We start from the raw sequence: 14,429 nt of genomic DNA, 5'->3' as shown, positions 1-14,429 counted from the left end.
AGGTGTTGACGCGCGTTACCTCCGTCACACCGACGCACCGGGAGTCCTCCATGACGATCACCGCCTTCAACGACGGTTGGGCCCACCGCAGGAAGGTCAGCGCCTTCGCGGAGCTCGGCGGCGTGCGCGAGGACTGGACGACGGTGACGCTCCCGCACGACGCGCTGATCGGCACTCCGAGGCGGGCGGACGCGCCCGGTGGCGCCGCCGCCGGGTACTTTCCCGGTGGCGCGTTCGAATACCGGAAGGACCTCCTGGTCGAGGAGTCCGATCGAGGCCGGTGCTTCTTCCTGGAGTTCGACGGGGTCTACCGGGGCGCGATGGTCTACGTCAACGGCGCCCTGGCGGGACAGCACGCCTTCGGATACTCCCGCTTCACGGTGCGGATCGACCCCTTCCTCCGCTTCGGCGGGGTCAACGAGATCCGTGTCGAGTGCCGGGCGCACCTGGACGGCCGCTGGTACACGGGCGCGGGCATCTACCGGGACGTGCGCCTGATCGTCAAGGAACCGGTCCACATCGCCGTCGACGGTGTACGGATCAGCACCCCCGACATCGAGCCCGACCGGGCGGTCGTCGAGATCGTGGCCGAAGTGGTGAACACCGGTGCCGTGACCACGACCGCCGTGCTGGCCTCCGCGGTGGACGACGAGGGTCGGGCGGAGGTGGCACGCGACCGCTCCCCGGTCACCGTGCCGCCCGGTGAGCGAGCGATCGTCCGGCACAGACTGTACGTCGAGGATCCGGCGCTGTGGGACGTGGACACCCCGTCCCTGTACACGGCCCGGCTCCTGCTCAGGGACGGGGACCGCGTGCTCGACGAGCACACCGTCGAGTTCGGCGTCCGCCGCGTGCAGGTCGACCCCCGCAAGGGCCTGCGGATCAACGGCCGCACGGTCAAGCTCCGTGGCGCGTGCCTGCACCACGACAACGGCCCTCTCGGCGCGGCGGCCATCGAACGGGCCGAGGAACGCCGGGTCGAGTCGCTGAAGGCGGCGGGTTTCAACGCGATCAGGAGTTCCCACAACCCGGTCGGTTCCGCGCTGCTCAGGGCGTGCGACCGGCTCGGCATGCTGGTCATGGACGAGACCTTCGACGTCTGGACCTCCGGCAAGACCGACTTCGACTACGCCGGCGATTTCGCCGAGTGGTGGGAGCGGGACGTGGAGGCCCTCGTGGCGAAGGACTTCAACCACCCGAGCGTGATCCTCTACTCGATCGGGAACGAGATCCCGGAGACCGGCACCCCGTTCGGCGGTGTGTGGAGCCGCAGGATCGCCGAGAAGGTCCGGTCCCTCGACGACACCCGCCTCATCACCAACGGCGTCAACGGGTTCGTGTCGGTGCTCGACGTGGTCCTGGCCGGCGCACGGCAGGCGACCTCCGCGGAGCCGCCGGCCGGCGGGGGCGGGGTCAACGGCATGATGACCCAGGCCGCGGTGATGATGAACCAGGTCTCGGCCTCGGAGGAGGTCACCGGGCGCACCGAGGAGTCCTTCTCGGTCCTCGACGTGGCGGGCATGAACTACGGTGACGGCCGCTACGAGCTCGACCGGGAGCTGTTCCCCGGCCGGGTGATCGTCGGTACCGAGACCTTCCCCGTCCGCGCCGCGCAGAACTGGTCGCTCGTCCTGGCCAACGACCATGTGATCGGTGACTTCACCTGGACGGGCTGGGACTACCTGGGGGAGGCGGGTCTCGGATCCGTCGGCTACGGCGACTCGGATGAGCGGACGGCGTCGGTCGCCCAGCCCTATCCGTGGCTCACGGCGTGGTGCGGCGACATCGACATCACCGGTCAGCGTCGCCCCGTGTCGTATTACCGGGAGATCGTGTTCGGTCTCCGGTCGACGCCGTACATCGCCGTGCGGCGCCCCCGGCACCACGGGCGCACGGTCCTGGCCACCCCGTGGTCCTGGAGCGACGCCATCGGCTCCTGGACGTGGGAGGGATTCGAGGGGAAGCCGGTCCACGTCGAGGTGTACAGCGACGCCGACGAGGTCGAACTGCTGCTCGACGGGACGACGGTCGGTCGGCGGCCCGCCGGACCCGACCATGGGTTCCGCGCCGACTTCGAGCTGTCCTACGCGCCGGGAGAACTGGTCGCGGTCGCCTACACGGGCGGACGCGAACAGGGACGCTTCGGGCTGGTCACCGCAGGAGAGGCCCTCGCGCTCGACGTCCGGGCGGACCGTTCGGATCTGCGCGCGGACAGCGGCGACCTCGCGTTCGTCGACATCGTCCTCACCGACGGCGCCGGCAACGCGCACCCGGGTCGGGACCGCCCGGTGACCGTCACCGTGGACGGCCCCGCGGTCCTCCAGGCGCTCGGCAGCGCCGATCCGGCGACGGAGGAGACCTTTTCCGGGCCGAGCAGGCGGACCTTCGACGGTCGCGCCCTGGCCGTGATCCGCCCCACCGGGGCCGGCGACATCACCGTCACCGTCCACGCCGACGGCTGCGGAACGGCCCGGCTCGCACTGCGTGCGGGCGCCGTGGAGGCCGTCGAGCGCGACGCGCTCGTTCCCTGACCCCGGCCGGACGGAACGATCCCACAGTTTTCCCGGGACGAAGGAGGTCCTCATGAGCAAGGCTGAAAATCCCCCCATACCCGACACCGGCCCCGAACCGATCGCCGCCGGCACACCCGGCGACGATCTGCCCGAAGTGGGTCCCCGCTACATCTGGTTCCTTCTGATCGCGCTGTTCGGCACCTACGTCGCACTGGTCACGCCCATCGCGATCTCGCTGGCCATCCGCGTCAAGGAACTCGCACCGGCCAACGAGGAGTACCTCGGGTACGTGATCGGGACGGCGGCCGCGATCTCCCTCGTTTCGAGCCCGGTCGTCGGAATCCTCAGCGACCGCACCCGCACCCGTCTCGGTCGACGACGCCCCTGGCTCATCGCCGGCTCCGTCCTCGGCTCGACGGGGCTGTTCGTCATCGCCGTCGCGCCCGACATCCTCGTCGTCGGAGTGGGCTGGATCATCGCGACGCTGGGCTGGAACACGGTCATCGGCAACATCACGAACTCGCAGGCCGACCGGCTGCCGGAATCACAGCGCGGCAGAGTCAGCGGCCTCGTCGGCTTCGTCACCATGGCGGCTCCGGTCTGCGGCTCGATTCTGGGCGGCGCCCTCGCCACGAACTCCGTCCTCCTGTTCATGGTCCCGGCGGTCATCGGCGTGATCCTGGTGCTGCTGTTCTGCGTCATCGTGCCGGAGGAGGACAGCAGGGGGCGCACGTTCGAGCAGGCGTTGGACCTCAGGCTCCTGCTGTCGAAGTTCGCGTTCGACCCCCGTCGGTATCCCGACTTCTCCTGGAACTGGCTCGCCCGCTTCCTGTTCTACTTCGGCCTGACCCTCAGCTCCACCTTCACCGCCTTCCTGCTCGCGCAGCGCCTGCGTCTGGACGTGACCGAGATCGGGGCGACCATCGCACTCGCCGGCCTCCTGGGCGTCATCGCGGTCATGCTCGGCGCCCTCGGCAGCGGGTTCCTCTCCGACAAGCTGCTCCGGCGCAAGCCGTTCGTCCTCGGTTCCGGGGTGATATTCGCGATCGGCGCCCTGACCATGGCCTTCTCCACGGGTCTCCCGGTCCTGCTCACCGGATTGGTCATCACCAACTTCGGCCTCGGGATCTTCTCGGCCGTCGACCACGCGCTGATGCTGGACGTGATGCCGGAGAAGGACACCGACGCCGGCCGGTTCGTCGGCATCACCGGACTCGCGAACTCCATCGCGCAGTCGCTCGCCCCCGTCGTGGCGCCCGCCTTCCTCACCGTCGGCGTCATCGAGGGAGGCGACAAGAACTACATGCTGCTCTACATCGTCGCCGCCTGCTTCGCCCTGCTGGGCGGCCTCGTCGTCCTGCGGGTCAGATCCGTCCGCTGACCCGCGCACACCGTCCGGTACAGAAGGAAACCCATCGTGAAAGCCGACCCGAACACCCTGTCCCTCCGGCAAAAGGCATCGCTGCTGACCGGCGGAGGTTTCTGGTCCACCACGGCCGTCCCCGAGGCGGGCATCGACGCGATCGTGCTCTCCGACGGACCGCACGGGGTCCGACGCCAGAAGCACGGCACCGACCACCTCGGCCTGGAGCACAGCGAACCGGCGACGTGCTTCCCGCCCGCGGTCGCGGTCGGTTCGAGCTGGGACGAGGACGTGGCCGCGAAGATCGGTGCGGCCCTCGCGAAGGAGGCCCGGGCCCTGGGGGTCGACATCCTGCTCGGCCCGGGGGTGAACATCAAGCGCTCACCCCTGGGCGGACGCAACTTCGAGTACTACTCGGAGGACCCCCTGCTGTCCGGGAGGCTGGCGACGGCGTACGTGAAGGCGTTGCAGGCCGGCGGGGTCGGGGCCTCGGTGAAGCACTTCGCGGCCAACGACCAGGAGACCGACCGCATGGTGATCAGCGCGGACGTCGACGAACGCACGCTGCGCGAGATCCACCTGTCGGCCTTCGAACGCGTCGTCACCGAGGCCGGACCGGCCACGGTCATGTGCTCCTACAACCGGGTCAACGGGGTCCCCGCGTCGGAGAACCGCCGGCTGCTCACGGATGTGCTGCGCGGCGAATGGGGGTACACGGGCGCGGTGATCTCCGACTGGGGCGCCGTGCGCGCCCGCCCCACCGCCCTCAGCGCCGGACTGGACCTGTCGATGCCCGGCCCGGGAGAGTACGCGACGCAGGCCCTCGTCGACGCCGTGACGGCCGGTCGTGTCGAGGAGTCGGCGGTGGACCGGGCGGTGGAGCGGGTGCTCGCCCTCGTCGAGGCGGCCCGGCACGAGGCCGCCGCTCCGGACCTGGACGCGCACCACGCGCTGGCCCGCGAACTCGCGGCCGAATGCGCGGTCCTGCTCAAGAACGCGCGTGGCGTGCTACCCCTCGACCGGCCGGCGTCCGTGCTGGTGGTCGGAGAGTTCGCGACCGCACCGCGCTACCAGGGCGGCGGCAGCTCCCACGTGAACGCGACGCGCGTGGACGTCCCGCTGGAGTTCATCGAAGCGCACGCCGCCACGCGGGGGACCCGCGTCACCTACGCGCGGGGATTCGACACCCGGGACGAGGACGGCGCGGCGCTGCGCGAAGCGGCGGTGCGCGCCGCCGGCGAGGCCGAGGTGGTCGTCGTCTTCGCGGGCAACCCCGAGGCCGAGGAATCCGAGGGCTTCGACCGGGAACGCATCGAATTGCCGCCGTCGCAGGTGCGGTTGATCAAGGAGGTCGCGGCGGTCGCCGCCCGGACCGTGGTCGTGCTGGCCAACGGCGGCGTGGTCTCGCTGGAGGAATGGCACGACGACGTCGACGCGATCCTGGAGGGCTTCCTCCTCGGCCAGGGCGGCGGTGCGGCGATCGCCGACCTCCTCTTCGGCGAGGCCGACCCCTCGGGGAGGCTCGCGGAGACCATCCCCCACCGCCTACAGGACACCCCGACCTATCTGTCGTTCCCCGGAGAGCAGGGCCACGTCCGCTACTCCGAAGGCGTCATGGTCGGGTACCGGCACTACGAGACGATCGACGCCCCCGTCCGCTACCCCTTCGGTCACGGCCTCGGCTACACCGAATACGACGTGTCCGACATGCGGGTCCGGGTCGACGGCCCGGCCGAGGCCTCGGTGGAGGTCACGGTGACGAACACCGGGGTCCGCGCCGGTAAGTACGTGGTGCAGGTGTACGTCTCCACGCAGGCCGGCCCCGTCCGGCGCCCGGAGCGCGCGCTCGCGGCCTTCACCAAGGTGCGCGTCGAACCCGGGCGGGCGACCCGGGTCCGGCTCGAACTGGACCGGCGGGCGTTCGCGTACTGGGACGTCCCCCTCGCCCGATGGGTCGTTCCGGAGGGGACCTACGTCGTCCAGGTCGGCGAGAACGCCGCCACCGTGCTCCACGAACAGGCCGTCCACCTCGAAGGTGACGGTGTCGAAGCGCCACTGTCGCTCCAGGCGAACGTCGGCGAGTGGCTCGCGCATCCCGCGGCGGGTCCCCCGCTCCGGGCCCGGATCGGCTCGCTCATGGCGCGGAGCGGATCCGACCTCGACGACGACGGCGACGAGATGCGCACGGTGGCCTCGATGCCGATGAACCAGATCCTCAACCTGACCGGCGGCGCCATCGACGGCGACTGGCTCCTGTCGCTCCTGGGCGCTTCTCCCACTTCCACCGACCAACAGGAAGGCACGCACTCATGACGTCCGAATCCCGCGAGGGGGCGTTCATCTGCAACCCGATGAACCTCTCCTACCGCTACCAGGACCTGCGCCCCAGGTCCGGGGGCCGCACCGTGCACCGCGAGGGAGCGGATCCGTCGGTGATCCGCTACCGGGACCGGTTCTACCTCTTCGTGTCGATGGCCGCCGGCTTCTGGCACTCGACGGATCTGCTCACCTGGGAGTACCGGGGCAGCGAGAGGCTGCCGGCGCTCGACTACGCCCCCGACGTCCGTGAGATCAACGGTGCGCTCTACGTCTCGGCGTCCCGGCAGACCGACAGTCCGTTCTTCCGCAGCGAAGATCCCCTGGCCGACGATTTCACCCTGGTGAACCCGGGCTTCCCCTTCTGGGACCCGCACCTGTTCCAGGACGACGACGGCGCCGTCTACTTCTACTGGGGCTGCTCGAACAAGGAACCCATCACCGGTGTCCGGGTCGACCCGGACACCATGGACCGGATCGGCGAACCGGTCCCCCTCTTCGGCGGTGACCCCGAACACCACGGCTGGGAACAGATCGGCGAGAACCACGTCAAGACCGAACCCACCACGGAACTGGCGAAGATGATCGCCGACTACCTCGGCGACGCCCCCTTCGTCGAAGGTGCCTGGATGACCCGGCACGGCGAGACCTACTACCTGCAGTACGCCGCACCGGGCACGGAGTGGAACACCTACGCGGACGGCTACTACACCGCTCCTTCGCCGCTCGGGCCGTTCGAGTACGGGCCGAACAGCCCGTTCTCCTCGAAGCCCGGCGGCTTCGTCACCGGCGCCGGCCACGGCAGCACCTTCCAGGACGAGCACGGCAACTGGTGGCACGCCTCGACCATGCGCGTCTCGGTCCACCACGAGTTCGAACGGCGCGTCGGGCTGTTCCCCGCCGGGTTCGACGCCGACGGAGTCCTCTTCTGCAACCAGAACTTCGGGGACTACCCGACGATCGTGCCGGACCGGCGGGTCGATCCATGGACCGGGACCTTCGCCGGGTGGATGCTGCAGTCCTTCCGCGCCGAGACGACCGCCTCCTCCTCCGCCGAAGGACATGGGCCCGAACTCGCGGTCAACGAGGACATCCGCACCTGGTGGGCCGCCGGCACGACGCAGCCGGGGGAATGGCTCCGGACCGACCTCGGCGAGGAGCGCACCATCACGGCGATCCAGCTCAACCTCGCCGATCACGACCTGGCAGCGCACGCGCCGGAGAGGACCGACGGCGCGGAGGCCGCCGGCGCCTGGCGGGCGATCCACCCCGACCCCCAACCGACCGAGATGCTCATCGAGGTCTCCTCGGACGGTGAGCGGTGGCACACGGTCTCGGACAACCGGGGTTCGGGCGAAGACGCCCCGCACGCGCTCGTGGTGCTCGAACCCGCGCGGCGCGCCCGGTTCGTCCGGGTGACGGCGGGCCGAACGCCCTTCGACGGTCCCTTCTCGATCAGCGGGCTCCGGGTCTTCGGTACGGGTGACGGAGCGGCACCCGCTGCCGCCGCCGCGCGCGCCGAGCGCGTCGACGGGCGCACGGCACGGATCGAGTGGGACCCCTGCGAGACCGCCCACGGCTACAACGTCCGCTACGGGATCGCGCCGGACAAGCTCTACCACAGCTGGCTGCTCTACGAGCAGAACGACCTCGACCTCCGGACCCTGAACGCGGGGTCCGACTACTGGGTCGCCGTCGACTCGTTCAACGAGAACGGCATCACCGCGGGGCCCGTCGTGAAGATCACCTGACCCCGCGCCGACCCACCCGCAACGAAAGGAAGACCACGCATGGAAGGCCTGCGCGACAAGGTCATCGTCTTCGCCGGCGCCGGCGGGATCGCCGCCGCCACCGCGACGTTCCTCGGGGCCGGAGGTGCTCGGATCGTCGTCGGCGACGTCGTCGACACGTCGGCCGAAGCCACCGTCCGGGCCGCCAGGGACGCCGGCGGTGACGGCATCGCCACGGTGACCGACATCGCCGACGAGAACCAGGTCAAGCGGCAGATCGACCTCGCGATCAGCACGTACGGCCGCATCGACGGCCTGTTCAACGTCGCCGCCGACATCCACCCCGACTCGGTCGCTCGGGACACCGACGCCGTCGGCATCGACCTGGCCGCGTGGCAGCGCTCCCTGGACGTCAACCTCACCGGCTACCTGCTCACGCTCAAGCACGCGCTGCCCCATCTGATCGCCGGCGGCGGCGGATCCGTGGTCAACACCCTGTCCGGCGCGGTCTACGCCGGCATGCCCGACAAGGTCGCCTACTCGGCGACCAAGGCCGCGATCGGGGCGCTCACCCGCCACGTCGCCCGTCGTCACGGCAAGGAGGGCGTCCGGTGCAACGGTGTCGCCCCCGGCCTGGTCATGACCCGGCAGACCGAGCTCAACCTGCCCGAAGGGTTCCGCGACTCGATCCTCGCGGCCACGCCGGCGTCGCGCCACGGCCGACCGGAGGACGTCGGCGCCACCGTGGCCTTCCTGCTCTCCGACCTCGCCGCGTGGACGACCGGGCAGATCCTCTGCGTCGACGGCGGTACCACGATGCGCGCCTGAACCGCTCCCGGCGGCCGTCCGGAACCGAGGGGCCGCCGCCATCACCCTCTCCGAACAACAGGAAGAAGACCATGGGAAAGCTGGACGGAAAAGTCGTACTGCTCACCGGCGCCTCCTCGGGCCTGGGCAAACAGCAGGCGATCAGGATGGCGGCCGAGGGCGCCAACCTCGCGATCTGCGCCAGGACCGAGAGCAGGCTCGCGGAAACCGCGAAGATCTGCGAAGAGCACGGTGCCGAGGTACTGGCCATGACGGTCGACATCATGGACTACGACGCGCTGTCCGCGTTCGTGGCCGCGACCGCCGACCGGTTCGGCACGATCGACGTGCTCGTCAACAACGCGCACACGATCACCGTCCCGGCCCCGTTCCTGGAGAAGCCCATCGAGGATCTCGATCTGGAGATGCGCAGTTCCGTGTACGCGTACTGGCACCTCATGAAGCTGTGCTTCCCGTTCCTGCGCGACCGGCCGGGCGCCGGCGCGTCCATCATCAACTTCGCCTCGGAGGCCGCCGTGATGGGCGACGCGTTCTACGCCCCGTACGCGGCGTCGAAGGAGGCCGTCCGCGGGTTGTCGCGCGTCGTGGCCAGAGAGTGGGGGAAGTACAACATCCGCGTCAACACGCTGTGCCCGAACGGCATGACCGACAACATCTCCGGCGGGATCGACTGGATGGAGCCCGCGACGCGCGAACACATCGAGAAGAGCTTCGTGAACAACCCGTTCGGGCGCGCTGGTGATCCCTACGAGGACGTCGCGCCGGTGGCCGTGTTCCTCGCGTCGGACGACAGCCGCTGGATCACCGGGCAGAACATCCACGCCGACGGGGGCGGACTGATCAACGCCTGAGCAGCGGTCCTTCGCGCACCACCTGAGGACCCGGGCACGGCCGTCATCGTTCGGGGCGACGGCCGTGCCGCCACCGTGTGGACCCGACGACGCGGACTCGGCGGGCACACGACGGACGCCGGGCGGGCGTCCCCCGCCGCGCTCTCGGGGCTCGCCTCGAAGCCGGGGCCGTGGACCGCGCGCGGGTCCGCGGCCCCGGCCGCCGGCACGGACCCGCCCCGGGAGACGACGGTCGGTCGGAGCGGGATCGGGTGCGCGGCTCTCCCGCGCGGGATCACGGGAGTGCGCCGGGCCGGCGGGCGGTGGGACTCCGCCATCGTCCGGTGGCCGGGGGCGCGCTCCGTGCGGATCAGGGGACCCGCACGGGCGTGGCCGACCCCGGGCCCGGTGGAGGCGGAGCGCTCGATCCGGGTCGGGAGGGCGGTCACGCCCGTGCGCCCGGAGCCGACGGCCGCGGGCGTCGAGCGGCGGTGCGCACGTGCTCAGGGACCCGCCGCGGGCTCGCGCCCACGGGAAGGCGCCGCGGCGTCATGGCCGAGGACTCAGGCGGCGGAGTCCGGGCGCGCGAGGCCGTCGAGGTCGGGCAACGGGCGTCGGCAGATCTCGTGGGCCTCGTCCGCGGGCAGACCGAGCATGCGGAGCAGGTCCTCGGTGACGTGGTCGGCGGCTTCCGCGTCGTCGCGTTCGGGGTGGTCGTGCAGCAGCCGGCCGAGGCAGAGCGCCGCACCGGCCACGGTCACCAGGGCGAGTTCGGGATCGTGCACGCTGAAGCGGCCGGCCCGGACCGCGGCGTCGATGTCGCGGCGGACCCGGGGGGCGAGGCCCTTGTCCGACCCGACCAGGGACAGCCCGTTGTTCAGAAGGACCTTGCTGAGTTCGGGTGTCCGGCGGTGCAGGCGCCCGGTCAGGCGGAAACTCTGCGCGAACACGTGCGCGGGGTCGTCCAGGTCCGTGGTCAGCTCGTCGAGGAGGGAGCCGTGGGCGTCCAGGGCGGCCTCGACCGCCGCCTCGTAGAGCTGGTCCTTGCTGTCGAAGTGGTTGTAGAACGAGCCCATCCCGACGTCGGCGGCCTGGGTGATCTCCAGGATCGGGACGTTCGACCTTCCCGCCGCGATGAACGCCTGGGCCGCCCTGACGAGCGCGGTGCGGGTACGCGCCTTGCGCCGGTCCAGGCGGTTCGGTGTGTCACCGGTTCGCCCCGCCATGCCCCTTCACCTCTCCTCGGTCGGCCACGCTCACTCTAGACGCCATCCTCAGCCGTGACGAATTCAGCGATCGGACGCGCCGGGTCGCGCGCCTCGACGATCGGACGGTGAAACGGGCTCCCGGAGGAGCCCGCTTCGAGGGTGCTCTCCCCGACGACCCCGATCCGGGACGTTCCGACGTCACCGACCGGTCGGAGACGTCCCCGGGGGGCCGGACCCACGGTGGCCGGGCAGGCGTCCTCGTTCCTTCTCCGGTCAGGAGACGAGCCCGGGGACCAGGCCGAGGGCGAGGTGGACGGCGACGAGCAGACCCGCGATCGCCGCGGGGGCGAGTTCGCGCGGCCCGTCACCCCGGCGCAGGTGGGTGATGAGGGCGCCGGCCAGGAGGAGCAGCAGCCCCGTGCCGGCGAGGCCGCCGAGCGGAGGCACGGCCAGACCCAGCAGCAGCCCGATCCCGCCGGCGGCCTCCAGGACGCCGATGCCCCGGTAGGCCCCGACGGAGAACCCGCTCTTCTCGGCGAGTAGGCGCATCTGCGGCCGGGCCAGGATCTTGGCCGTGCCCAGGGCGAGGAAGAACACCGCGAGCAGAACGGTGAGGATCACGAAGACGACGTTCACGGACGCTCCACCTTTCGGTCTCTGACGACCGTGCGCTGCCGGCCGAGGTCGATGGCGCCGTCGTCCGTGGCCACGGTGGCCTCGATGACGTCGCCGGCTTTGAGGTACTTCGGATTCCGGGACTGGCCGCGGAAGAACAGGGACCACTTCAGGTCCTCCGGCAGCAGTCCGGCGATGAGCCGGATCGGCTTCGCGGGCGCGCTGATGGCCGTGCCGACCGGAGTCCCGGTGAGCACGAGGTCACCGGGTTCGAGCCGCTGGAAGCGGGCCAGACCGCGCAGCGCCTCGACGGGCCGGTAGATCATGTCGGCGGCCGTCATGTCCTGCCGGAGCTCGCCGTTGACCCACAGCCGCAGCCGCAGATCGGCGAAACGTCTGAGCTCGTCGGCGTCGAGGAGGACCAGCGCGGGGCCGATCGGCGTGAAGGAGGGGTAGGACTTCCCCTCGTAGTACTGCGTCCGCGGCAACTGGACGTCACGTGCCGACACGTCGTTGGTCACCACGAGTCCGGCGACGTGGTCGGCGAGGTCGTCCTCTCCGATCCGCGAGCCCACGGGCATCTCGGAGCCCATGACGAGCCCGATCTCGACCTCGTAGTCCAGCAATCGCACGTGCTCGGGCCGGACGACGTCGTCGAAGGGGCCGCTGATCGACCCCGACGCCTTGCGGAAGAACGTCAACGGCACGGACTCGGGCCTGCCGCCGGTGTCCTTGACGTGGGAGACGAAGTTCGTCATCTGGGCGACGACGCGACAGGGCGCCGTGACCGGTGAGACCAGGGCGAGGTCCCCGGGGTCGACGCCGTCGGTGCCCGCCTCGGCGTCGGCGACGGCCCCGCGGTCGGCCAGGAGCTGCGCCGTGGTCGTGGCTTCGGTCCGTACCTTGACGGCACCGGTGGGAGTGCGGACCCACCAGGCGTCGGCGGTGCGCAGGACTGTGGTGCTCATGACGTGGCCACCTTCAGGAAACCGCGGAGGCGGTGCAGGTCGAACTCGTTGTCGTCGCGCAGCGCGCCGATCGCCTCGCGCAGTTCGCGGAGGGAGTCCCGGCCGGGCTTGATGCCGAGGAAGTCCATGGTGGGCGCCGGTCCCCACTGGAACAGGGTGGAGGCGGAGAACGGCTTCCAGCCGGGTTCGAGCGTGCAGTCGAACAGGTCTCCGTCGCTGAAGTGCTCGACCAGGAACCCGTCCGGGTCGCGCCAGTAGTCGAAGATCTGACTGCCCTCGATGTGTCGGCCGATACCCCACGAGCGCTGGTACCCCCGGTCGAGCAGGTACTCGCCGCCCGCGGCCATCGAGTCGAGGTCGCAGACCTGGAACGCCGAGTGCACGTACCGGTTGGACGGGCCGAGGTTCATCGCCAGGGTGTGGTGGTCGGCGGGTGTGGGCCCGCGGTCGCAGCGGACGAACCCCATGACCGGCCCACGCCCGCGTTGCCCCGGGAAGTACTGGAAGTCGCTGACGATCATGCCGAGGTGTTCGAGGTACCAGTCGAGCGTCTCGCGGAACCTCGTCGACTGGAGCACGACGTGGCCGAGCCGCTGGACCTTGGACGGCTCCCGCCGCGGTCGCTGGGTGGCGTTCACCCGGGTGGTGCCGTGTCCGAAGTTGAACGTCAGCGGCTCCTGTCCCGGCAGGGCGGGTAGCTCGTGGGTGCCGGACACGACCCGCACCCTCGCCCCGCTCGGATCCCTCAGGTCGACGGTGATCCCGCCCAAGGCCTCCGGCAGGCTCTCGGCCTTCCGCCCGGTCGCGTCCGCGAGCCGAAGGACGTCGCCGTCGTCGGCGGCTCTGAAGGCCGACCCGAGAAACCGCGATCCGGGGCCCCGGCGGACGATCACGCAGGGCGGACCGGCGTCCGTGCCGCGCAGGTGCAGCTCGTCGCGGGTGCTCAGCGAGGTGGTGAAGCCGAAGGCGCCGGCGAACAGCTCGGCCCGTTTGAGATCGGGCTTCTCGAACTCCAGCCACGCCAGGTCGTGCACCTTGATGATCGGGTCGCGCGCCCGGCCCGGGTGCTCACCCGGCAGCGCGCCCCGCTCACTGTGCAGATCCGCGTGCGGGTCGTGGTCGTGGATCATCGACCTCTCCCTTCTTTATTCTGACGATATCGTCACATGCGAATGTATCATCATTCGAGGATAACTGACGAGATCCTCACAACTGAGGACAGGGGCAGGGTGAAACCCGCCCACACGGAAGAAGGGAACAGGCATGACGGAGGGCACCCCGGGCCGTCTGGCGAGGCGCAGGGCGCGTACCCGTGCGGCACTCATCCGGGCGGCCGGGGCCTTCATCGCGTCCGGCAACGTGAACGCCTCGATCCTGGAGATCACGCGGGCCGCCGACGTGGGGGTGGGGTCGTTCTACAACCACTTCGAGAGCAAGGAACGGCTCTACCGGACGGTGATCGAGGACGCGCTCGACGCCTACGGGGAACTCCTCGACGGGCTGACCACGGATCTGGACGACCCGGCGCACGTGTTCACGCAGGGCTTCCGCCTGGCCGGGCGACTGCACCGCTGTCGGCCGGAACTCGGCAAGGTCCTTCTGAGCAACGGGCTGTCCCTGGTCGGGGCGGACAGGGGCATCGCGCCCCGCGCCCTGCGCGACATCGAGGCCGCCGAACGCGCCGGTCGGTTCAACGTGCGCGACCCCGAGCTCTCCCTGGTCATCGTCGCGGGCGCCGAACTCTGCCTGGGGCGGATGCTGCACGACCATCCCGAGTGGGACGACGCCCGGGCCACGGACCGGGTCGCCGAGGACCTGCTGCGCATGTTCGGCCTCCCCGCCGACGAGGCCCACGAGATCTGCCGACGCCCCCTGCCCGACCTGGAGGCGGCGGTCGACGGGTTCGGCGTCGTCGCCTGAGCCCGCCTCCACCGCGCCGGCCGGTGCGTGGTCGCCCCGGGCCCGTGCGACCGGGGTCCGTCGGGCGGGGGGCGTCCGGGGCGGGTGGCGCACGGCGAGCGCCGCGTATCTGACGAATTCCTCAGAATCAGTTGACGA

General features: G+C 70.7%; 11 protein-coding genes. 7 read left to right on the top strand and 4 right to left on the bottom strand.

The window, feature by feature from the left end; translation table 11 throughout:
* The first annotated feature begins 50 nt into the window (after nt 1-50).
* The 6 genes from PWG71_RS11135 to PWG71_RS11110 all read left to right on the top strand — a co-directional run bounded on the left by PWG71_RS11135 (nt 51) and on the right by PWG71_RS11110 (nt 9,601).
* Nucleotides 51-2,531, top strand: coding sequence for a glycoside hydrolase family 2 TIM barrel-domain containing protein (locus PWG71_RS11135; RefSeq protein WP_274809595.1), 2,481 nt, complete (start codon nt 51-53; stop codon nt 2,529-2,531).
* 52 nt (nt 2,532-2,583) lie between these two features.
* Nucleotides 2,584-3,894: an MFS transporter gene (locus tag PWG71_RS11130; protein WP_274809594.1), complete on the top strand. Its 1,311-nt coding sequence runs from the start codon at nt 2,584-2,586 to the stop codon at nt 3,892-3,894.
* Nucleotides 3,895-3,930: 36 nt separating this feature from the next.
* The gene (locus PWG71_RS11125) at nt 3,931-6,189 is read left to right on the top strand and encodes a beta-glucosidase family protein (RefSeq protein WP_274809593.1); all 2,259 of its coding nucleotides are present in this window, start codon (nt 3,931-3,933) and stop codon (nt 6,187-6,189) included.
* Nucleotides 6,186-7,943, top strand: coding sequence for a family 43 glycosylhydrolase (locus PWG71_RS11120; RefSeq protein ID WP_274809592.1), 1,758 nt, complete (start codon nt 6,186-6,188; stop codon nt 7,941-7,943). Before PWG71_RS11125 ends, PWG71_RS11120 begins: the two co-directional genes overlap by 4 nt.
* A gap of 39 nt (nt 7,944-7,982) precedes the next feature.
* Entirely contained in the window at nt 7,983-8,750 is a 768-nt protein-coding gene (locus tag PWG71_RS11115) for an SDR family NAD(P)-dependent oxidoreductase (RefSeq protein WP_274809591.1), read from the top strand.
* 71 nt (nt 8,751-8,821) lie between these two features.
* Nucleotides 8,822-9,601 carry an SDR family NAD(P)-dependent oxidoreductase gene (locus PWG71_RS11110; RefSeq protein WP_274809590.1) on the top strand — a complete coding sequence of 260 codons (780 nt, stop codon included), beginning with the start codon at nt 8,822-8,824 and terminating at the stop codon, nt 9,599-9,601.
* Between the two features lie 542 nt (nt 9,602-10,143).
* On the opposite strand, the gene PWG71_RS11105 is transcribed toward PWG71_RS11110, so the two are convergent.
* The 4 genes from PWG71_RS11105 to PWG71_RS11090 all read right to left on the bottom strand — a co-directional run bounded on the left by PWG71_RS11105 (nt 10,144) and on the right by PWG71_RS11090 (nt 13,501).
* Nucleotides 10,144-10,806 carry a TetR/AcrR family transcriptional regulator gene (locus tag PWG71_RS11105; RefSeq protein WP_274809589.1) on the bottom strand — a complete coding sequence of 221 codons (663 nt, stop codon included), beginning with the start codon at nt 10,804-10,806 and terminating at the stop codon, nt 10,144-10,146.
* Nucleotides 10,807-11,061: 255 nt separating this feature from the next.
* Nucleotides 11,062-11,424: a DoxX family protein gene (locus tag PWG71_RS11100; protein ID WP_274809588.1), complete on the bottom strand. Its 363-nt coding sequence runs from the start codon at nt 11,422-11,424 to the stop codon at nt 11,062-11,064.
* Complete coding sequence (locus PWG71_RS11095) at nt 11,421-12,371, bottom strand: fumarylacetoacetate hydrolase family protein (RefSeq protein WP_274809587.1); 951 nt, start codon at nt 12,369-12,371, stop codon at nt 11,421-11,423. The genes PWG71_RS11100 and PWG71_RS11095 overlap by 4 nt, the downstream gene beginning before the upstream one ends.
* On the bottom strand, nt 12,368-13,501 hold the full coding sequence (locus tag PWG71_RS11090; protein WP_274809586.1) for a VOC family protein: 1,134 nt from the start codon (nt 13,499-13,501) through the stop codon (nt 12,368-12,370). The genes PWG71_RS11095 and PWG71_RS11090 overlap by 4 nt, the downstream gene beginning before the upstream one ends.
* A 133-nt stretch (nt 13,502-13,634) precedes the next feature.
* Between PWG71_RS11090 and PWG71_RS11085 the strand changes: the two genes are divergently transcribed.
* A complete protein-coding gene (locus PWG71_RS11085; RefSeq protein WP_274809585.1) occupies nt 13,635-14,291 on the top strand; it encodes a TetR/AcrR family transcriptional regulator in 657 nt (218 codons plus the stop codon).
* Nucleotides 14,292-14,429: the final 138 nt, after the last annotated feature.

The organism is Nocardiopsis sp. N85, from assembly GCF_028882275.1.
GTDB classification, from domain to species: Bacteria; Actinomycetota; Actinomycetes; order Streptosporangiales; family Streptosporangiaceae; genus Nocardiopsis; species Nocardiopsis lambiniae.
This window is presented reverse-complemented; position numbering and strand designations above follow the sequence as displayed.

What these genes read in the sequence shown, in the direction of transcription:
- PWG71_RS11085 (WP_274809585.1), top strand. Translation starts at nt 13,635, where the DNA reads ATGACGGAGGGCACCCCGGGCCGTCTGGCGAGGCGCAGGGCGCGTACC.
- PWG71_RS11110 (WP_274809590.1), top strand. Translation starts at nt 8,822, where the DNA reads ATGGGAAAGCTGGACGGAAAAGTCGTACTGCTCACCGGCGCCTCCTCG.
- PWG71_RS11115 (WP_274809591.1), top strand. Translation starts at nt 7,983, where the DNA reads ATGGAAGGCCTGCGCGACAAGGTCATCGTCTTCGCCGGCGCCGGCGGG.
- PWG71_RS11135 (WP_274809595.1), top strand. Translation starts at nt 51, where the DNA reads ATGACGATCACCGCCTTCAACGACGGTTGGGCCCACCGCAGGAAGGTC.
- PWG71_RS11095 (WP_274809587.1), bottom strand. Translation starts at nt 12,371, where the DNA reads ATGAGCACCACAGTCCTGCGCACCGCCGACGCCTGGTGGGTCCGCACT.
- PWG71_RS11120 (WP_274809592.1), top strand. Translation starts at nt 6,186, where the DNA reads ATGACGTCCGAATCCCGCGAGGGGGCGTTCATCTGCAACCCGATGAAC.
- PWG71_RS11090 (WP_274809586.1), bottom strand. Translation starts at nt 13,501, where the DNA reads ATGATCCACGACCACGACCCGCACGCGGATCTGCACAGTGAGCGGGGC.
- PWG71_RS11105 (WP_274809589.1), bottom strand. Translation starts at nt 10,806, where the DNA reads ATGGCGGGGCGAACCGGTGACACACCGAACCGCCTGGACCGGCGCAAG.
- PWG71_RS11130 (WP_274809594.1), top strand. Translation starts at nt 2,584, where the DNA reads ATGAGCAAGGCTGAAAATCCCCCCATACCCGACACCGGCCCCGAACCG.